This is a genomic window from Thermus caldifontis (assembly GCF_003336745.1).
In the GTDB taxonomy this organism is placed as follows: Bacteria; Deinococcota; Deinococci; order Deinococcales; family Thermaceae; genus Thermus; species Thermus caldifontis.
In genome coordinates this window covers 1-16,907 of the sequence record NZ_QGMX01000020.1, presented here as the reverse complement: position 1 = coordinate 16,907, position 16,907 = coordinate 1, and the positions used below count along the sequence as shown (strand labels likewise).

Sequence of the window (16,907 nt, the reverse complement as noted above, 5' to 3'; positions counted from 1 at the left end):
CCGGCTAAGGTGCACAGGGGAGGTGAAAGGTATGTGGTGGTGCGGAAACGGGTGGTACATGGGTTGGTGGGGGCCCCTTCTCGGACTTCTCTGGTTCGTCCTCCTGGGCCTTTTCATCTACTGGCTGGTCCGGAGCCTGGTTCCAGAGCGGCGGGATAGGGCCCTGGAGATCCTCAAGGAGCGGTACGCCCGCGGGGAGATCGACAAGGAAACCTTTGAGCGCATGAAGCGCGAGCTCTCATGAGGGTGCTTCTGGTGGACGACGACCCAGCCCTCCTCGAGGTCCTGGGGGCCTACCTGAGGGGGGCTGGGTTTGAGGTTTTGGAGGCGGGGGATGGGGAAAAGGCCCTGGAGCTTTTTCCCCGGGCCGACCTCGTGATCCTGGACCTCATGCTGCCCAAGCTGGACGGCTTTAGGGTCCTGGAGGAGGTGCGCCGGAAAAGGCCCGAGCTTCCCATCCTCATGCTGACCGCCAGGGGGGAGGAGGAGGAAAGGGTGAGGGGATTGGAGCTGGGCGCCGACGACTACGTGGTCAAGCCCTTCAGTCCCAAGGAGGTGGTGGCCCGGGTCAAGGCCCTCCTCAGGCGAGCCGGCCTGAAGGAGGAGCTCAGCTACGGCCCCCTCTGCCTTCTTCCCAAAGAGCGGAAGGCCTACCTGGAGGGCAGGCCCCTTTCCCTTTCCCAGCTGGAGTTTGACCTTCTTCTCACCCTGGCCCAGCACCCGGGCATGGTCTTCACCCGGGAAAGGCTTCTGGAAAAGGTGTGGGGGCCCGACTTCCCGGGCATAGACCGGGTGGTGGACGTGCACATCGCCGCCTTGAGGAAGAAGCTTATGGACGATCCGGAAAACCCCCGGTTCATCGAAACGGTGCGGGGTGTGGGATACCGCTTCCGGGAAACCGATGCGCCTCAAGATAGCTTCGCTGATCTTCGCTAAGCTCTTCCTCAGCCATCTCCTGGTGGCCCTCCTGGCCTTGGTCCTGTTCTTCCTCCTGGCGGAGGCCCTGGCCCCCTCCTTCTACCGGGGGCACGTGGAGCGCATGTATCACGCCCTCTCCATGATGGGGGGGCTCATGATGGGCGAGGCCTTGCGACGGGACCTCGAGGAGGGTCTGCGCTCCACCCTCACCACCGCCCTCCTCGCCGCCCTCCCCCTATCCGTGCTTGGGGCCGCCCTCTCCGCCTCCTTCGCCAGCCTGCGCTTCTCCCGCACCGCCAGGCTTCTGGCGGAGGGCAGCCGGCGCATGGCCCAGGGGGAGTACCGGGTGCGCCTTCCCACCCTCGAGGAGGACGAGCTGGGCCAGGTGGCCCTCCACTTCAATCGCCTGGCCGAGGCCCTGGAAAAGGTGGAACAAAGCCGGGTAGAGCTGATCGGCACCGTAGCCCACGAGCTCAGAACCCCCCTATCCGCCCTGCAGGCCTACGCCGAGGCCCTGGCGGACGGGGTCATGGAGCCGGAAAAGGCGGCGGAAAGGATCCAGCAGGAGGTGAGGGCCATGAGCCGGCTGGTCCGGGACCTCTCCCTGGTTTCCCAGGTGGAGGCAAAAGCCGTGGAGCTTCACCCCAGACCCCTGGATCCCAAAGGCCTCCTGGAGCAGGCGGCGGAGCGCTTCCGCCCCGCCTTCCAGGCCAAGGGGGTGGCCCTGGAGGTGGGGGCCCACTCCCTCCCCCTGGTCTGGGCCGACGAGGAACGGACCCTCCAGGTGCTCGCCAACCTGCTTTCCAACGCCCTTCGCCACACCCCAGAGGGAGGAAGGGTGAGGCTTGGAGCGGAGGCCATGGGCCAGGCGGTGGTCTTCAGCGTGGAGGACACCGGGCCCGGCATACCCGAGGAGCATCTCCCCCACATCTTTGAGCGGTTTTACCGCATTGACCCCTCTCGCAGCCGCCAAGACGGAGGAACGGGGGTGGGGCTCACCATCGCCAAGGGTTTGGTGGAGGCCATGGGGGGAAGGATCTGGGCACAAAGCCGGCTGGGCCAAGGAAGTGTTTTCCGCTTCACCCTGCCCCTTTACACAGGCTTAACGGGAAAGGCTTAGGGTGGAGGCCATGAAGAAGCTTCTGGCGCTTGCCCTCGGCGTGGCTTTAGGTGTGGCCCAGGCCCCTAGCCCCGAGGCCCTCAAGGGCCTGGGGCCCGAAGAGGCCCTGGCCCTGGCCAAGCGATGGCGGGAGGAAGGGCAAAAGGTGGTGAGCTACGTAACCCCCGAGGCCTTCTTCTTCGAGTTCCCGGACGGCCGCAAGGCCCAGGTGGCCCTCAGGGACCGCTTCCTCCTGGCGGTGGCCCCTTATGTGAGCCGGACCCACCCCTGCCAGGTCCACTACTTTTCCAGCTGCACCGGGGAGCTACAGGAAGAGGTCTTTGAGGTCCGGGTGCTGGAGGGAGAAAAGGAAGTCCTCAAGACCCAGCTCAAAACGGGAAGGGACGGCTTCTTTGAGCTATGGTTGCCCCGGAACCGCCGCTACACCCTGGAGATCCGCCGGGGGAACCTGGTGGCCACCGGCTTCGTGACCACCTTCAGCCAAAGCCCCACCTGCCTTACCGGCTTCCGCCTTACCTCACGGTAGAAGGCCATGCGCCCTCTCACCCTCCTTCTCGCCCTCGGCTTCGCCCTGGCCCAAACCCCCTTGGGCCCGGTGCCTACCCGCGACGTCCACGCCCTTTTATGGCACCCCTCGGGAGCCCTGTTTCTGGGCCACCATGACGGCATCGTTCTATGGGATACCAGCACCCCCCAGCACCTGGTGCGACGCCGAGACTGGGACGCCATGAACCTGGCCTGGGACGGCAAGCGCCTCCTGGTGGCTGGGCACTGGGTTTATGCGGAAAGCCGGGACCTGAAGCGCTTCCGCGACCTAAAGCCCAAGGGCCTTCCCGCGTTAGACCTCCACGCCTACGCCATAGATCCCAAACGGCCTGAAGTCCACTACGTCCTCGAGGCCACCCACGGCTACTTCCGGAGCCAGGACGGCGGGCAGACCTGGAGCAAGCTTCCCGCCCGGGGCCTGCCCAAAGGGGGGATGGCCTTTTTCCTGGTGGACCAAAGGGGCCGCCTCTGGGCTTCCCTCATGGAAAGGGGTCTCTTCCTGAGCGAGGATGGAGGCGAAACCTTCCGCCCCATTTCCTCCCCAGACCCCGCCCCGGGACCCCTGGCCCTCTCCCCCTCCGGCACCCTGTATCTGGGAGGAAAGCTCGGCCTCTGGCGGCGGACGGAGGCAGGGTGGCGCAGGATCTGGCAGGGGGCGGTGTTGGCCCTGGCCGCCCATCCCCAGGAGGAGGATTTGCTGGCCTGGGTGGACGAAAGGGGCACCCTCTGGCAAGGGCGCTGAGGGCTATCCTTTCCAAGCCACCCCGGCCACATGCGGGGCTACCAAGGGAAGGGGCAAGGCGAAGGCCTCAGCCTCCACCCGGGCAAACCCGGCCTCCCGGATAAGGGCTAAGGTTTCCCGGTTGGGATGGCACCCATCCCCTAAAAACGCCCATAGGGGGCAGAGGAGGTCCTGGGCCCGGCGCAGGCGGGACCCCTGGGGGGCGGCCACGTGCTCCAGAAAGACGAAACGCCCCCCGGGCCGCAACACCCTGAGGATCTCCGCCAACGCCCGCCTGGGTTCCCCCACCGAGCAGAGGACCAAGGTGGCCACCACGGTATCCACGCTTCCCTCCGGCAGGGGAATGGCCTCCGCCTGGCCTAAAAGGATTTCGCCGGGAAGCCCCTTGAGCTTTAGGGCCCTTTTCAGGTGGGGGTGGAAGTAGGGATTGGGCTCGAGGCCAAGCCAATAGACCCCATCCGGCATGTAGGCCAGGTTGATCCCCGTTCCCGGGCCGATCTCCAACACCTTGCCCGCCAGGCCTCGCAAAAGCTCCTTCCGCCAGGGTTCGCTTACCTGGGCGTGCCCCCGGGAAAGGGTGGGTAGCAGCGCGGCGAAGAACCGAGCCCTTAAGCCTCTCCTAGCCCCCATGCTTCCCATACTAGAGGTCCCAGTAAAGCACCGTGTCCAAAAGCCCTAGGACTACCCAAGCGCCAGGAGCCCTCTTCGCATGCCCATCAGCTTAAGCGCCAAACGTTAAGCGCCGGTAAAGCCCCTTTACGCCAGCTTAACAGTACCGGCCTAGGGTATAGGTGGAGGTGGATCGTGGGCATGATGGGTTGGGGCGGCATGGGTTTCGGGTGGTTCTTCGGACTTCTCAACATGCTCCTGGTACTGGCCCTCTTGGGTCTTCTCCTGTACCTGGGCCTTCGGACCTGGGAACGGGGAAGCGGGGAACGGAAAAGGGATGCGGCCCTGGAGGCCCTGCGCCTCCGGTACGCCATGGGCGAGCTGGACGAGGAAACGTACAGAAGGTTGCGGAGGGAGCTGGAAAAAGGAGGTGAGGCATGAAGCGTTACGGTATAGCCTTAGGGGTTTTGACCCTTTTGCTTTTGGGCCTCGCCCTTACCCAGGGCATGATGGGAGGCTTTGGCCCAGGAATGATGGGCTACGGCCCCCACTACGGCCCGGGAATGATGGGCGGCCACGGGATGATGGGCATGATGGCGGTCTACCCCCCGGAGGCCCAGCCCATCCCCCAGAAAGAGGCCAAGGCGCGGATAGAGGCTTACGCCAAGCGGCTTTACCCAGGAGCACGCCTTAAGGACTTTATGGCCTTCAGCCAAAACTACTACGCCCAGGTGGTGGACGAGAAGGGGCAGGGGCTTTTTGAACTCATCGTGGATCGCTACACCGGAGTGGTTTCCCCGGAGCCCGGGCCCAACATGATGTGGAACACCCGTTACGGCACGATGGGCGGCCCCGCCGGGACACCGGCCCGCTTCTCCTTAGAGGAGGCCAATAAGCTGGCGCAAACCTTCCTGAGCGATTATCTCCCCGGTGCCCGGGTGCTGGAAGCTGGGGCTTTCCCCGGGTACTACACCTTTGACTTCGGGCGCAAGGAGGTGGAGGGCATGCTTTCCGTAAGCGCCTACACAGGGGAGGTTTGGGTCCACACCTGGCACGGCTTCTTCCTGGGAGACTAACCCCGGTTGGGCCCTTGCCTGGGGAAGCCACCCCGGGCAGGGCCTAGGGCCTTTCCCATACCCCCTTATATGGCTCGTTGCAACCTCCAGGAAAGGCCTTCTCCCACAGGTTCCGCTACACTTAGGTAAGGAGGGTATCATGACGGATCTGAAGAAAACCCTGAAGACCAGCCTGGCCGAGGCCCGGACCCGCCTGGAGGCCGCCTTGAAGGAAGAGGGCTTCGGGATCCTCACGGAGATTGACGTGGCCGCCACCCTGAAGGCCCGCCTGGGCCTGGAAAGGCCCCCTTACCTGATCCTGGGAGCCTGCAACCCCAGGCTGGCGGCCAGGGCCCTGGAGGCTCTGCCCGACATCGGCCTCCTCCTTCCCTGCAACGCCGTGCTCCGGGAAGGCGGGGAAGGGGTGGAGATCCTCCTCCAGGACCCCAGGGGCATGTTCCAGGTGCTCCCTCGGGAAACGCAGGAGGCGCTCAGACCGGTGGTAGAGGAAGCCAGAAGCCGGTTGGAGAAAGCCTTGGCCAAACTCTAGGGGGACCTTTATACTCCCTTTACAAACCTTCGCTACCCTCTGGAGGTATGAACGCGAACCGTCGGACCCTTTTAAAGCTTACCGCAGGCCTCCTTCTTTCCCCCTTGGCCCGGGGCCAGGCCTCCTTTCCCGAGCCCCCAGTGCTCAAAAGCCAGGACGGGGTCTTACAGGTGCGGCTGAAGGCTGCTCCCACCCCTGTTACCGTGGCCGGGCGGGAAGCGCGGCTTTGGACCTACGGGGGCAGCTTCCCGGGGCCCACCCTCAGGGTGCGCCCCGGGGATACGGTGCGCCTCGAGCTGGAAAACCTCCTCCCCGAGTCCACGAACCTGCACTGGCACGGGCTTCCCATCTCCCCTAAGGTGGACGATCCCTTTTTGGAAATCCCGCCGAAGGAAACCTGGAGCTACGCCTTCACCGTCCCCCAGGACCTGGCGGGAACCTTCTGGTACCACCCCCACCTGCACGGCCGGGTAGCCCCCCAGCTCTTCGCCGGCTTAGCTGGGGCCCTGGTGGTGGAAAGCCCCCTGGATGGGATCCCCGAGCTTAGGGAAGCCGAAGAGCACCTTCTCATCCTTAAGGACCTGGAACTTGCGGGGGGCCGCCCTGCTCCCCATGCCCCCATGGACTGGATCAACGGCAAGGAGGGGAACCTCCTCCTGGTAAACGGGGCCTTCCGCCCCACCTTGCGGGCCGGCAAGGCCACCTTGCGCCTGCGCCTGATGAACGCCAGCAACGCCCGCTACTACCGGCTCCAGTTGGAGGGGCATCCTCTTTACCTCATCGCCAGCGACGGGGGATTTCTGGAGGAACCCTATGAGGTGTCCGAACTCCTCCTAGCCCCAGGGGAGCGGGTAGAGGTGCTGGTAAGGTTCCAAAAAGAAGGGGCCTTCCGCCTGCTTTCCTTGCCTTACGACCGGGGCGTTCACATGATGGGCGGGATGGAGCACATGGGCCACGGGGGGATGTCCATGGGGGCAAGCCCAAGCAGCCCGCAGACCCTCCTCACCCTTGTGGCCCCACCCCGCCCCAAACCCCTCCCCCTGCCCAAGGCCTTGGCCAAACTACCCGCCCCCAACCCCAACCAGGCCAGGGTGACCCGGCGCCTCACCTTCGCGGAGGACATGATGGCCGGGAAGTTCTTTATCAACGGCAAGACCTTTGACCAATTCCGGGTAGACCTCCAGGGGCGTGCGGGGGACCTCGAGGTCTGGGAGGTGGACAACCAAGGGGACATGGACCACCCCTTCCACCTGCACACCCACCCCTTCCAGATCCTCTCGGTAAACGGCGCGGCCTTCCCTTACCGCGCCTTCAAGGATGTGGTCAATCTCAAGGCCAAGGAGGTGGTGCGCCTTTTGGTTCCCCTTAGGAACCTGCCCGGGAAGACCGTCTTCCATTGCCACATCGTGGAGCACGAGGATAAGGGCATGATGGGGGTGCTGGAGGTGGGCTAATGCACCTCCATCCCCATCCTTCCCCCGCCCCTTCTTCCCAGGTCCAGAACCGGCATGTAGGCCACACCCCGGAGATGTTCCGGGACCGGTTTTTGGTGTGCCTCCTCCTCACCCTCCCGGTCCTCTACGCCTCCCAGGAGGTGCGGGACCTCCTTGGCCTCCCCCCCTGGGAGGGAGCTGCCTGGATCCCCCTCATCTTGGGAACCCTGATCTACCTCTACGGCGGCGGCGTATTTCTCCAGGGGGCCCTGCGGGAGCTTGGGGGCAGGCGGCCAGGGATGATGACCCTGGTGGCCCTGGGAATCACCGTGGCGTACGCCTACAGCCTGGCCGTGGAGTTGGGCCTCAAGGGGCAGCCCTTCTGGTGGGAACTGGCCACCCTGGTGGACGTGATGCTCCTCGGCCACTTCTTGGAAATGAAGGCTATCCTGGGAGCCGGGGAGGCTTTAAGGGCCTTGGCCAGGTTGATGCCCCAGACGGCCCACCGGCTCCGGGATGGCCGGATTGAGGACGTGCCCACCAGCGCCCTCCAGGAGGGGGACCTCATTCTCATCCGCCCGGGGGAGCAGGTGCCCGCGGACGGCGTGGTGGTGGAAGGAGCCACCAGCATGAACGAGGCCTTCCTAACCGGGGAGTCCCGGCCCGTGGCTAAAGGGGTAGGGGATGAGGTCCTGGCCGGGGCGTTAAACGGGGAAGGGGCGATCCAGGTCCGGGTAACCCGCACCGGAACCGCCACCACCTTAGGGCAGGTCATGCGCCTGGTGGAGGAAGCCCAGGCTTCCCGGAGCCGCTTCCAGGACCTGGGCGACCGGGCCGCGGGATGGCTTTTCTACCTGGCGGTGCTGGGGGGAAGCGCAACCTTCCTCCTTTGGCTTGGGGCCGATGCTTCCTTGTCCTTCGCCCTGGAGCGGGCGGTGACCGTGGTGGTCATCGCCTGCCCCCACGCCTTGGGCCTGGCCATACCCCTGGTGGTGGTCAACGCCACGGCCATGGCCGCCCAAAGAGGCATCCTCATCCGGAACCGGGAGGCCTTTGAGCGGGCCACGGGCCTAAGGTACGTGGCCCTGGACAAGACCGGGACCCTCACCGAGGGGCGGTTCGAGATGCGGGGGGTGTATGCGGAGGGCTTGCAGGAAGAAGAGGCCCTGGCTCTGGCCGCGGCCCTCGAGGCCTTCTCCGAACATCCCCTGGCCGAGGCCATCCGGGAGCACGCCAAGGCCCACCTGAGCCCCGAGGTCCCCCTTCCTTCCCCTACCGGGGTGCAGGCCGTGCCGGGCAAAGGGGTGGAGGGGTATCTAGGTGGGCAGCTTTACCGGGTGGGTCGGCCGGAGTGGGCTGAGGAGCTGGGCCTTCCCCTATCCCCCACCCTCGCCCAGGCCCTGAGGGACGTGGCCACCCGGGGGGAAAGCGCGGTGGCCCTCATGAACGCCACCCGCCTCCTCGCCCTTTTCGCCCTCCGCGACCGCCCGCGCCCCTCGGCTCGGGAGGCCATCAAACGCCTGAAGGCCATGGGCCTCACCCCCGTTATGGTCACCGGGGATGCCGAGGAGGTGGCGAAAACCCTGGCTGCGGAGCTGGGCATCGCCCTCTACCACGCCCGGGTCCTGCCCCAAGACAAGGCCCGCATCGTGCGGGAGTTAAAATCCCAAGGCCCCACTACCTTTGTGGGAGACGGGATCAACGACGCCCCAGCCCTCCTGGAGGCGGACCTCGGGGTAGCCATCGGGGCAGGAACCCATGTGGCCATGGAATCCGCCGATGTGGTGCTGGTCAAAAACGATCCCCTGGACGTGGTCCGCCTCCTCCACCTGGCCCAGGCCACCCGGAGGAAGATGCTCCAGAACCTCCTCTGGGCCACGGGGTACAACATCCTTGCCCTGCCCCTGGCCGCGGGCGTGGCCTACCCCTTGGGCCTCCTCTTACCCCCGGCCCTCGCGGCCCTCTTCATGAGCCTTTCCACCGTGGCGGTGGCCCTCAACGCCCTTCTTCTAAGGCGGGCGCACCTGAGCGCTTAGGGCTAGACTGGAGGCATGGACTTCTCTGCCCTAAGGGAAGACTTCCCCCTGATCGCCGCGCGGCCGGATCTGGTCTATTTGGACTCCGCCGCCACCAGCCAAAAGCCCAGGCGGGTCCTGGAGGCTCTGGACCGCTACTACAAGGAGCTCAACGCCAACGTCCACCGGGGGGCCTACCGCCTCTCCGTGGCGGCCACCGAGGCGTACGAGGAGGCGAGGCGCCGCATGGCCCGCTTTCTTGGCGCCGAGGAAAGCGAGATTATCTTCGTGCGCAACACCACCGAGGCCCTGAACCTGGTGGCCTACGCCTGGGGCTTGCGGAACCTGAAGGAAGGGGACGAGATCCTGGTGACGGAGATGGAGCACCATGCCGGGCTCGTGCCCTGGCACCTGGTGGCGGGGCTCAAGGGAGCCCGCATCAAGGCCATCCCCCTCACCGAGGAGGGCCGGCTGGACCTTTCCGCCTTGGACACCCTCCTCACGGAAAGGGTCAAGGTGGTCTCGGTGGTCCACATGTCCAACGTCCTGGGCACCCTCAACCCCGTGGGGGAGATCGCCAGGAAGGCCAAGGAGGTGGGGGCCTTGGTGGTGGTGGACGGGGCGCAAAGCGCCCCCCACCTGCCCGTGGACGTGAAGGCCCTGGGGGCCGACTTCTTTGCCCTCTCCGGCCACAAGATGCTGGGGCCCACGGGGGCCGGGGTCCTTTGGGGCCGGTACGAGGTCTTAGAGGGGATGCAGCCTTTTCTGGGCGGGGGGGAGATGATCCGCGAGGTCCACGTGGACCGCTCCACCTACGCCCCTCCTCCCCAACGCTTTGAGGCCGGCACCCCTCCCATTGCCGAGGCCATCGCCTTGGGAGAGGCGGCCAGCTACCTGATGGAAATCGGCATGGAGCGGGTCTTCGCCCACGACCGGACCCTCCTGGAATACGCCCTAAGGCGCCTTTCCCAGGTACCGGACCTAAAGGTGTATGGCCCTAGGGGGGAGGACCGGGGTGGGGTGATTCCCTTTACCCTAGGCCGCCTCCACCCCCACGACCTGGCCACCTTCCTGGACCAGGAGGGGATTGCGGTAAGGGCCGGGCACCACTGCGCCCAACCCTTGCACCGGAAGCTGGGCCTTGCGGCCACGGCCCGGGCCAGCTTCTACCTCTACAACACCCTCGAGGAGGTGGACCGCTTGGTGGAGGCCCTCCTTCGCATCCACACCCGCTACCGGGCCTGGCTATAATGGGGGAATCCATGAGCGTCCTTGACGAGCTTTACCGGGAGATCATCCTCAAGCACTACCAGAACCCCAAGAACTTCGGGGTCCTGCCCCAGGCCACCAAGACCGCTGGGGGCATGAACCCCTCTTGCGGGGACCAGGTGGAGGTGATGGTGCGCCTGGAAGGGGATACCATCGCCGACATCCGCTTCCAGGGGCAAGGGTGCGCCATCAGCACCGCCAGCGCCTCCCTGATGACCGAGCTGGTAAAGGGGAAGAAGGTGGCGGAGGCCCTGGAGCTTTCCAGGAAGTTCCAGGCTATGGTGGTGGAAGGAGCCCCGCCTGACCCAGCCCTGGGGGACCTTTTGGCCCTCCAAGGGGTGGCCAAGCTCCCCGCCCGGGTGAAGTGCGCCACCTTGGCCTGGCATGCCCTGGAGGAGGCCTTGCGGTGAGGCGTTACCCCGCCCACAAGGTAACCCCCCTGCTGGTCCAGTACCCCGACCTCATGGAGGCCTGGAAGGAGGCGGCCAAGGCGGGGCTTTTAAGGGCGGAAAGCCAGGATGGGCGCAACTATGTGGTGGTGGAGGACCCAAGCCTCATCGCCCGGCTCAAGGCCTTGGGCCTCGAGGGGGAAGCGGTGAAGGAGGCCTAGATGCGGGGCGTGGTATTTTTGCACGCTTTTCCCTATAACCCGGGGATGTGGGAAGAGGAGATGAGCTACTTCCGGGGGAGGCTTCCCGTCCTGGCCCCCCACTACCTGGGGCTTTCCCTCCCCCAGGCGGCGGAGAAGGTGCTGGAGGAGATGGAAGGGGCTGGCCTCGAGGAGGCGGTCTTCGTGGGGCTTTCCATGGGGGGCTACCTCATCTTTGAGCTTTGGCGCAAGGCCCCGGAGCGCTTCCTGGGCCTGGTCCTGGCGGACACCCGCGCCGGGGCGGATAGCGAGGAGGGTAGGAAGGGGCGCTATGCCCTCAGGGAAAGGGTGTTGGCGGAAGGGGTGGGCTTCCTCCCCGAGGCCCTTCTCCCAAGCCACCTGGGCAAGACCACCCGGGAGGAAAAGCCCGAGGTGGGGGAACGGGCCAAGGCCCTCATCCTTCAGGCCACCCCCGAGGCGGTGGCAGAAAGCCTCCTGGCCCTGGCGGAACGGCCCGACTCCACCCCTCTCCTCCCCGGGATGCGCCGCCCCGCCCTGGTCCTGGTGGGGGAGGAGGACACCCTTACCCCGCCCGAGGAGGCCAAAGCCATGGCCAGGGCCCTACCCGATGCCCGCCTACTCATCCTCCCGGAGGCCGGGCACCTTACCAACCTGGAAAACCCCAAGGCCTTCCGTACGGCCCTTTTGGGTTTCCTGGCCGAAGTGCTCTAGAGGCGGAAGGCCTCCTCGGCCCGCAACACGAGGTCCAGGCAGGGGATAGGGGCTTCCTCCCCTTCCTCCTCCACAAAGCCCTCGGAGGTCCTGCGGTAAAGGGTGAAACGGCGGGCCTCGGGGTCCACGAGAAGGTAAACTTCCAGGCTCTCCAAGGTCTCGTAGAGGACCCGCTTCTCCCGCCGGTCCTGGGCTTCGGTGGCTGGGGAAAGGACCTCCACCAGGGCGCAAGGCGCCTCCTCGTAGTAGGGGTGGGGAGGCCCAGACCGGCACACCACCATCACATCGGGGTAGTAGACGGCTTCATCCCGGATCCCGAGCTTCATGTCGCTCATGTACACCCAGCATCCCCTGGGCCTGGCCGCTTCCAGAAACCGGGCGGCGACGTTGAGGGCCACCCGGTTATGGAGGGCGCTGGCCCCCGCCATGGCGTACAGGCGCCCCCGCAGGTACTCCCGCTTCACCGGGGATTGGGCCTCCTCTTCCAGATAGGCCTCCAGGGACTTGGGAAGCTTCGGGGCCAGCATCTCTACCCTTGTAGGCTCCCACCGGGTTTTGGCGGAGCTACTCCCCCTTGGGCTCCCGGGCCATGAGGGCGGAAAGGGCCTTTAGGGGATCCAGCCCCCCATAGACCACCCCATAGACCGCCTCGGCGATGGGAAGCTCAAGCCCGGTTCGCTCCCGCCAGGCCATGACGGCCTTGACCGCATAAAGCCCCTCCACCACCCCCCGGTCCTCGAGGCGCTCCAAGGCCTCCCCCCGCACCAGCCGCTCCCCCGCCCCCCGGTTGCGGGAGTGGAGGCTGTAGGCGGTGGCCAGAAGGTCCCCCAGGCCGGAAAGCCCGTAAAAGGTGGCCTCCTCGCCCCCCAAGGCGGTGCCGAAGCGCACCATCTCCCTAAGGCCCCGGGTGAGGAGGGCCGCCTTGGCGTTATCCCCCAGGCGGAGCCCGTCCACCATCCCCGCCGCCAGGGCCAGGACGTTCTTCAAGGCCCCGCCCAGCTCCACCCCCCGCCGGTCCTGGCCCGTGTACACCCGGAAGGTGGGCCCGGAGAAAAGCTCCTGCACCCTCTTGGCTAGCCCCAAAGGCCCCGCCGCCACGCTGGCCGTGGGCAGGAAACGGGCCACCTCCTCCGCATGGTTGGGGCCGGAAAGGACGGCCACCGGCCTCCCCGTCAAGGCCTCCACCACCTCGCTGGGGGTGTAAAGCCCCCCTTCCTTAAAGAAAAGCCCCTTGGTGGCGGAAAGGTACCAGGGAGCCCGGGGCAGGGCCCCTATTTCCTCCAGGGCCTTGGAGGGCAGGGCCACCACCGCCAGCTCCGCCCCCTCCAAGGCCTCCTCCGGGTCCGCGGTGGGGTAGAGGTAGGCGGGAAGGGCCACCCCCGGCAGGTAGTCCCGGTTCTCCCGGGTGGCCCGAAGGGCCTCCGCCTGTTCCTTTCTCCTGGCCCAAAGGGCCGTGGGAACCCCCTTGCCCGCCAGGAGCACCCCCAAGGCGGTGCCCCAGGCCCCAGCCCCCAGGATGGCCACCTTCATAGGAGCAGGCTCACCTCCCAGGCCTCGTACCAGGCCGCCAGAACCAGGAAAAGGGCCCCTAAGTAGAAGGCCAGAAGCAAGGCCCTAAGCCCCTTCCGATACCCCTCCCCTCCCGCCGTTTTGGCCAGGAGCACAAGCCCCCCGAAGGTGACCAGGATGTAGGCCTGAAGCTCCAGGAGCAAGGTGGGCAGGTGGACCAGAAAGGTGGGGCCCAAAAGGGCCGGGGAAAGGGCAAAGCCAAAGACCAAGTAGCGCAGGGCATTGAAAAGGAAAACCGGGATGCCAAAGAGCAAGGCGGGTATAAGCCCGGTGAGGAAAAGCCCCTGGCTGAAGTTCCAGTGGAAGATGACCCCGGCCAGGACCAGAACCCCCTTTCCCGTGGCCTTTTCCAGGCCGATGGCCTCGAGGGCCCCGCCAAAAAGGGCCTGGACCGCCCTGGCCATCTCCGGCATCCCATAGGCCAAAAGGGCCCCCAGGGCAAAGAGGCCGTAGAGGAAAAGGTTGGTGAAAAGGTAAAGCCCCCTATAGGCGCGAAGAAGGGCGAAGGCCTCCAAAAGCCAGGCGCGGAAGGGGGAGGGCTGGAAGAGGAGAAAGGCAAAGAAGAGGGAAAGCAGCAAAAACCCCCACCCCGCCAACGGGCTTAGGAGGTACCCAGGGAGGGAAAGCCCCTGGGGGCGGAAGTAGACCCGCTTCACCTCCCCCCCCTCCAGGACCACCACCACCTCCCCCACCTCCTCCCCCACGGCCGCGGGGAAGAGGACCCGGTTCCCCTCCACCTTGGGGCTATCCAGGTTGAGGGAAAGGCCCTTAGGGGGTGGCGGGAAAAAGGCATAGCGCTCCAAAAGCCTCGGGGCCTCCTCAGGGGAAGCCCTTAGGACCTCCTCGAGGCTTGGCGAAAGCTTTCCCCCAAGCCAAGCCTCCACCGCCTGGCGGCCCAACTCCACGGGGGAAGAGGCCAGGGCCCAAGGGAGGAAAACGAGAAGCCAGGCCAGAAGGCCCATGGCCTCAAACCTCCTCCAAGGGCACCCCGCCCCGGCAGAGGGGGCAGGACTCGGGGGAATACTGGGGCACCTCCAGCTTAAGAAGGGCCTGGAAGGGAACACCGAACTCCACCCTCCCCCCGCTCCGGTCCACGATGGCCCCCACCCCCACCAGAACCCCTCCCCTGGCCTCCGCCGCCCGGATGGCCTTGCGCACGCTCTCCCCCGTGGTTACCACATCCTCCACCGCCACAAAGCGGTCGCCCGGATTCACGGTGAGGCCCTTGCGCAGGGTCATGCCCCCCTGGCCGTCCTTTTCGGCAAAAAGGGCCCTGGCCCCCAAGGCCTTGGCCACCACGAAGGAGAGCACCACCCCACCCAGGGCCGGCCCAATGACGAAATCCACCTTCTCGTCTTCAAAGAGCTTGCCCAAGGCCTCCCCCACCGCCTCCGCGTAGAGGGGATGTTGCAAAAGGGCAGCGGATTGCAGGAAGACCGGCGAATGCAACCCCGAGCGCAGGAGGAAGTGCCCTTCCAAAAGGGCCCCCGTCCTGCGGTAGAGCTCCAGGACATCCATCCCCCCTACTCTACCAAAGCCTTATGGAAGTCCTCCGCCGCCCGCAACGCCTCCTCGAGGTCCGGCCTGCCCCCCGGGTAGAAAAGGGCGCGGCTAGCGGTGTTTAAAAGCCCGGGGCCCTTCAAGGGCCTCCCCCCTTGCACCCCCACCCCGGGAAGGAGCAAGGGGGCCCGGGGAGCCACCTCCCGCACCTGCCAAACCGCCTCCGGGTAGGTGGCCCCCACCACAAGGCCCACCCGGCTCCACCCCCCTTCGCGGTACCCCTCCCCCGCCTGGGCCAAGGCCTCCGCCAGATGGAGGTAAAGGGGCCTTCCCTCCACCCCCAGGTCTTGCAGGAAGCCCGAGCCCGGGTTGGAGGTCTTGACCAGGACGAAGACCGCCCCCTGGCATTCCTGAGCCGCCTGGAAGAAAGGCGTTAGGGCATCCAGGCCCAGGTAGGGGTTCACGGTGAGGGCGCTTCCGGGGAAGCGCCTAAGGTAGGCCTCGGCATACGCCTCAGCGGTGGTGCCCACATCCCCCCGCTTCCCGTCAAAGATCACCGGCAGGCCCATCACCCGGGCGGCGCTGGCCAGCTCCAGGAGAAGCTCCATACCCCTAGGGCCCAAGGCTTCAAAAAAGGCCAGCTGGAACTTGACCGCCGCCAGCCTGGGCGCCAAGGCTTCAAAGACCTCCAGGGAATACCGCCTTAGGTGGGGAATGGGCTCAGGCCCATGAAGCCCGGGCCTCGGGTCCACCCCCAGGACCAAGGGCGGGCGGGAAAGGGCCAGGAGAAAGTCCATAACCTCCACTATAGGCCTTGACAACCCTGACCTGGGGGAAATAAAGTTGGCGGCGTACCGCAAGGAGGGAGTATGAAAAAGCTCATCCTGGCTTTAAGCCTTCTGGCCCTGGCCGCGTGCCAACAGCAGGACACCCTAAGCCCCCAGGCCTTTAGGGAACCGGGCCAGACCTACATCGCCATCCTGGAGCCCATGGCCTCCCCAGGTGTGGCCGGGCGCTTCCATGAGCGGCTTGCCGCTTTGGAAAGGGCCCATGGCCTCGCCGTGCCGGCGGAGGACCGCCTCGAGGCCCTGGGGGCCGTCATCCTCCGCAACCTCACCCCCGCCCAGGCCCAGCGCCTGGCCCAAGACCCCCGGGTCTACGCCCTGACCCCGGACCAGGAGGTGAGGGCTTACGCCCAGACCATCCCCTGGGGCGTGGAGCGCATCGGCGCCCCCTCCACCACCGCCAAGGGGGCCAACGTCTCCGTGTACGTGGTGGACACCGGGATCAAGGTGGGGCATGAGGACCTCACCAACCTAATGGGGGGGTATGCGGTGGTAAAGTGCCGGGGCAAGTGCCGCACCGCTTACGATGACGACAACGGCCACGGCACCCACGTGGCGGGCACGGTAGCCGCAGTGAATAACAGCGTGGGCGTCTTAGGGGTCGCCCCCGCCGCCGAGCTTTGGGCGGTGAAGATCTTGTCTGGCTCCGGTTCTGGCTCCACCAGCGGCATCGTCCAGGGCCTCAACTGGGTCATCAGCCACAACAACGGCGGCAAGCCCAAGGTCATCAACATGAGCCTGGGGGGTAGCGGCACCGACGACCAAGACGGTCAGTACTGCCCCAGCACCCGTTCCAGCAACGCCTTCCACAACGTCATCCAAAAGGCGGTGTGCGACTACCGGATCACCGTGGTGGTGGCCGCCGGCAACGAGGGAGACAACGCCGCCAACCATACCCCCGCCGCCTACGACGAGGTCATCACCGTAAGCGCCACCAACAGCCAAGACGACTGGCCCTCCTGGTCCAACTACGGACCTGACGTGGACATTGCAGCCCCGGGCGTCTCCATCCTCTCCACCTGGAACTCCTCCACCTCCAGCTACAACACCATCAGCGGCACCTCCATGGCAAGCCCCCATGTGGCCGGAGCCACTGCCCTTGTGCTCTCCCGCTACCCCAGCTACACCCCAGCCCAGGTGAAAGAGGCCCTCCTGCAAAACGCCGAGAGCACCGCAGGTTGGCAGAATACCTCGGGTAAACCCCACCCTGAGCCCTTCCTGAACGTGAGGGGATTCTAGCCCTTCCCAAGGAAAACCCCCCGCCCAAGGGCGGGGGGCGGTCTTTCCCAGAAAAAAAACCCCCTGCCGGGGGTTTACACCGCTAGACCACGGGGTCTTGAAAGCGCAGGAACGGGCCTTGCTTGCTCCTTAGAAAGGAGGTGATCCAGCCGCACCTTCCGGTACAGCTACCTTGT

21 protein-coding genes are annotated in these 16,907 nt (G+C 66.0%); 15 read left to right on the top strand and 6 right to left on the bottom strand.

The genetic code is table 11. The features are described 5' to 3' along the window. The first annotated feature begins 31 nt into the window (after positions 1–31). From DK874_RS10230 to DK874_RS10210, 5 genes are read left to right on the top strand one after another with little or no spacing between them, the layout of a single operon-like run. Positions 32–244: an SHOCT domain-containing protein gene (locus DK874_RS10230; RefSeq protein ID WP_114313927.1), complete on the top strand. Its 213-nt coding sequence runs from the start codon at positions 32–34 to the stop codon at positions 242–244. Continuing rightward, the gene (locus tag DK874_RS10225; RefSeq protein WP_114313926.1) at positions 241–936 is read left to right on the top strand and encodes a response regulator; all 696 of its coding nucleotides are present in this window, start codon (positions 241–243) and stop codon (positions 934–936) included. Before DK874_RS10230 ends, DK874_RS10225 begins: the two co-directional genes overlap by 4 nt. Next, on the top strand, positions 902–2,038 hold the full coding sequence (locus DK874_RS10220) for a sensor histidine kinase (protein WP_114313925.1): 1,137 nt from the start codon (positions 902–904) through the stop codon (positions 2,036–2,038). Before DK874_RS10225 ends, DK874_RS10220 begins: the two co-directional genes overlap by 35 nt. 10 nt (positions 2,039–2,048) lie before the next feature. Further along, positions 2,049–2,564 carry a CueP family metal-binding protein gene (locus DK874_RS10215; protein WP_114313951.1) on the top strand — a complete coding sequence of 172 codons (516 nt, stop codon included), beginning with the start codon at positions 2,049–2,051 and terminating at the stop codon, positions 2,562–2,564. Between the two features lie 6 nt (positions 2,565–2,570). Next, entirely contained in the window at positions 2,571–3,326 is a 756-nt protein-coding gene (locus tag DK874_RS10210; RefSeq protein ID WP_114313924.1) for a WD40/YVTN/BNR-like repeat-containing protein, read from the top strand. 3 nt (positions 3,327–3,329) lie between these two features. Here DK874_RS10210 and DK874_RS10205 read toward each other — a convergent pair whose 3' ends face one another. Next, a complete protein-coding gene (locus tag DK874_RS10205; protein ID WP_114313923.1) occupies positions 3,330–3,965 on the bottom strand; it encodes a class I SAM-dependent methyltransferase in 636 nt (211 codons plus the stop codon). 171 nt (positions 3,966–4,136) lie between these two features. On the opposite strand from DK874_RS10205, the gene DK874_RS10200 reads away from it, so the two are divergent. The 9 genes from DK874_RS10200 (at position 4,137) to DK874_RS10160 (ending at position 11,578) form a co-directional block, all read left to right on the top strand. Beyond that, positions 4,137–4,376 carry an SHOCT domain-containing protein gene (locus DK874_RS10200; protein WP_114313922.1) on the top strand — a complete coding sequence of 80 codons (240 nt, stop codon included), beginning with the start codon at positions 4,137–4,139 and terminating at the stop codon, positions 4,374–4,376. Further along, entirely contained in the window at positions 4,373–5,011 is a 639-nt protein-coding gene (locus DK874_RS10195; protein WP_114313921.1) for a peptidase M4, read from the top strand. Before DK874_RS10200 ends, DK874_RS10195 begins: the two co-directional genes overlap by 4 nt. 139 nt (positions 5,012–5,150) lie before the next feature. Beyond that, complete coding sequence (locus tag DK874_RS10190) at positions 5,151–5,540, top strand: DUF302 domain-containing protein (protein ID WP_114313920.1); 390 nt, start codon at positions 5,151–5,153, stop codon at positions 5,538–5,540. 47 nt (positions 5,541–5,587) lie between these two features. After that, a complete protein-coding gene (locus tag DK874_RS10185; RefSeq protein ID WP_114313919.1) occupies positions 5,588–6,994 on the top strand; it encodes a multicopper oxidase family protein in 1,407 nt (468 codons plus the stop codon). Continuing rightward, positions 6,994–9,009 carry a heavy metal translocating P-type ATPase gene (locus DK874_RS10180; protein ID WP_114313918.1) on the top strand — a complete coding sequence of 672 codons (2,016 nt, stop codon included), beginning with the start codon at positions 6,994–6,996 and terminating at the stop codon, positions 9,007–9,009. Before DK874_RS10185 ends, DK874_RS10180 begins: the two co-directional genes overlap by 1 nt. A 15-nt stretch (positions 9,010–9,024) precedes the next feature. Next, on the top strand, positions 9,025–10,239 hold the full coding sequence (locus tag DK874_RS10175; protein ID WP_114313917.1) for a cysteine desulfurase: 1,215 nt from the start codon (positions 9,025–9,027) through the stop codon (positions 10,237–10,239). 11 nt (positions 10,240–10,250) lie between these two features. Next, complete coding sequence (gene sufU / locus DK874_RS10170) at positions 10,251–10,667, top strand: Fe-S cluster assembly sulfur transfer protein SufU (RefSeq protein WP_114313916.1); 417 nt, start codon at positions 10,251–10,253, stop codon at positions 10,665–10,667. Then, on the top strand, positions 10,664–10,867 hold the full coding sequence (locus DK874_RS10165) for a hypothetical protein (protein ID WP_114313915.1): 204 nt from the start codon (positions 10,664–10,666) through the stop codon (positions 10,865–10,867). The genes sufU and DK874_RS10165 overlap by 4 nt, the downstream gene beginning before the upstream one ends. Beyond that, positions 10,868–11,578 carry an alpha/beta fold hydrolase gene (locus DK874_RS10160; protein ID WP_114313914.1) on the top strand — a complete coding sequence of 237 codons (711 nt, stop codon included), beginning with the start codon at positions 10,868–10,870 and terminating at the stop codon, positions 11,576–11,578. On the opposite strand, the gene DK874_RS10155 is transcribed toward DK874_RS10160, so the two are convergent. Genes DK874_RS10155 through pyrF form a run of 5 tightly spaced genes read right to left on the bottom strand, consistent with a single transcriptional unit; the run spans position 11,575 to position 15,444 of the window. Then, a complete protein-coding gene (locus DK874_RS10155) occupies positions 11,575–12,105 on the bottom strand; it encodes a Uma2 family endonuclease (protein ID WP_114313913.1) in 531 nt (176 codons plus the stop codon). The genes DK874_RS10160 and DK874_RS10155 overlap by 4 nt on opposite strands. 37 nt (positions 12,106–12,142) lie before the next feature. After that, positions 12,143–13,108, bottom strand: a complete 966-nt coding sequence (locus DK874_RS10150; protein ID WP_114313912.1) for an NAD(P)H-dependent glycerol-3-phosphate dehydrogenase — start codon at positions 13,106–13,108, stop codon at positions 12,143–12,145. Then, positions 13,105–14,109, bottom strand: a complete 1,005-nt coding sequence (locus DK874_RS10145) for a hypothetical protein (protein WP_114313911.1) — start codon at positions 14,107–14,109, stop codon at positions 13,105–13,107. The genes DK874_RS10150 and DK874_RS10145 overlap by 4 nt, the downstream gene beginning before the upstream one ends. A 4-nt stretch (positions 14,110–14,113) precedes the next feature. Beyond that, a complete protein-coding gene (pyrE, locus tag DK874_RS10140) occupies positions 14,114–14,665 on the bottom strand; it encodes an orotate phosphoribosyltransferase (RefSeq protein ID WP_114313910.1) in 552 nt (183 codons plus the stop codon). Between the two features lie 5 nt (positions 14,666–14,670). After that, a complete protein-coding gene (pyrF, locus tag DK874_RS10135) occupies positions 14,671–15,444 on the bottom strand; it encodes an orotidine-5'-phosphate decarboxylase (RefSeq protein WP_114313909.1) in 774 nt (257 codons plus the stop codon). Between the two features lie 72 nt (positions 15,445–15,516). Here pyrF and DK874_RS10130 point away from each other — a divergent pair, with 72 nt between their 5' ends. Then, positions 15,517–16,731, top strand: a complete 1,215-nt coding sequence (locus tag DK874_RS10130) for a S8 family peptidase (RefSeq protein ID WP_114313908.1) — start codon at positions 15,517–15,519, stop codon at positions 16,729–16,731. Positions 16,732–16,907 lie beyond the last annotated feature (176 nt).

Excerpts from the sequence above, each read along its gene's own strand:
- DK874_RS10230 (WP_114313927.1), top strand. The coding sequence starts at position 32 with ATGTGGTGGTGCGGAAACGGGTGGTACATGGGTTGGTGGGGGCCCCTT.
- DK874_RS10225 (WP_114313926.1), top strand. The coding sequence starts at position 241 with ATGAGGGTGCTTCTGGTGGACGACGACCCAGCCCTCCTCGAGGTCCTG.
- DK874_RS10220 (WP_114313925.1), top strand. The coding sequence starts at position 902 with ATGCGCCTCAAGATAGCTTCGCTGATCTTCGCTAAGCTCTTCCTCAGC.
- DK874_RS10215 (WP_114313951.1), top strand. The coding sequence starts at position 2,049 with ATGAAGAAGCTTCTGGCGCTTGCCCTCGGCGTGGCTTTAGGTGTGGCC.
- DK874_RS10210 (WP_114313924.1), top strand. The coding sequence starts at position 2,571 with ATGCGCCCTCTCACCCTCCTTCTCGCCCTCGGCTTCGCCCTGGCCCAA.
- DK874_RS10205 (WP_114313923.1), bottom strand. The coding sequence starts at position 3,965 with ATGGGAAGCATGGGGGCTAGGAGAGGCTTAAGGGCTCGGTTCTTCGCC.
- DK874_RS10200 (WP_114313922.1), top strand. The coding sequence starts at position 4,137 with ATGATGGGTTGGGGCGGCATGGGTTTCGGGTGGTTCTTCGGACTTCTC.
- DK874_RS10195 (WP_114313921.1), top strand. The coding sequence starts at position 4,373 with ATGAAGCGTTACGGTATAGCCTTAGGGGTTTTGACCCTTTTGCTTTTG.
- DK874_RS10190 (WP_114313920.1), top strand. The coding sequence starts at position 5,151 with ATGACGGATCTGAAGAAAACCCTGAAGACCAGCCTGGCCGAGGCCCGG.
- DK874_RS10185 (WP_114313919.1), top strand. The coding sequence starts at position 5,588 with ATGAACGCGAACCGTCGGACCCTTTTAAAGCTTACCGCAGGCCTCCTT.
- DK874_RS10180 (WP_114313918.1), top strand. The coding sequence starts at position 6,994 with ATGCACCTCCATCCCCATCCTTCCCCCGCCCCTTCTTCCCAGGTCCAG.
- DK874_RS10175 (WP_114313917.1), top strand. The coding sequence starts at position 9,025 with ATGGACTTCTCTGCCCTAAGGGAAGACTTCCCCCTGATCGCCGCGCGG.
- sufU (WP_114313916.1), top strand. The coding sequence starts at position 10,251 with ATGAGCGTCCTTGACGAGCTTTACCGGGAGATCATCCTCAAGCACTAC.
- DK874_RS10160 (WP_114313914.1), top strand. The coding sequence starts at position 10,868 with ATGCGGGGCGTGGTATTTTTGCACGCTTTTCCCTATAACCCGGGGATG.
- DK874_RS10155 (WP_114313913.1), bottom strand. The coding sequence starts at position 12,105 with ATGCTGGCCCCGAAGCTTCCCAAGTCCCTGGAGGCCTATCTGGAAGAG.
- DK874_RS10150 (WP_114313912.1), bottom strand. The coding sequence starts at position 13,108 with ATGAAGGTGGCCATCCTGGGGGCTGGGGCCTGGGGCACCGCCTTGGGG.
- DK874_RS10145 (WP_114313911.1), bottom strand. The coding sequence starts at position 14,109 with ATGGGCCTTCTGGCCTGGCTTCTCGTTTTCCTCCCTTGGGCCCTGGCC.
- pyrE (WP_114313910.1), bottom strand. The coding sequence starts at position 14,665 with ATGGATGTCCTGGAGCTCTACCGCAGGACGGGGGCCCTTTTGGAAGGG.
- pyrF (WP_114313909.1), bottom strand. The coding sequence starts at position 15,444 with ATGGACTTTCTCCTGGCCCTTTCCCGCCCGCCCTTGGTCCTGGGGGTG.
- DK874_RS10130 (WP_114313908.1), top strand. The coding sequence starts at position 15,517 with ATGAAAAAGCTCATCCTGGCTTTAAGCCTTCTGGCCCTGGCCGCGTGC.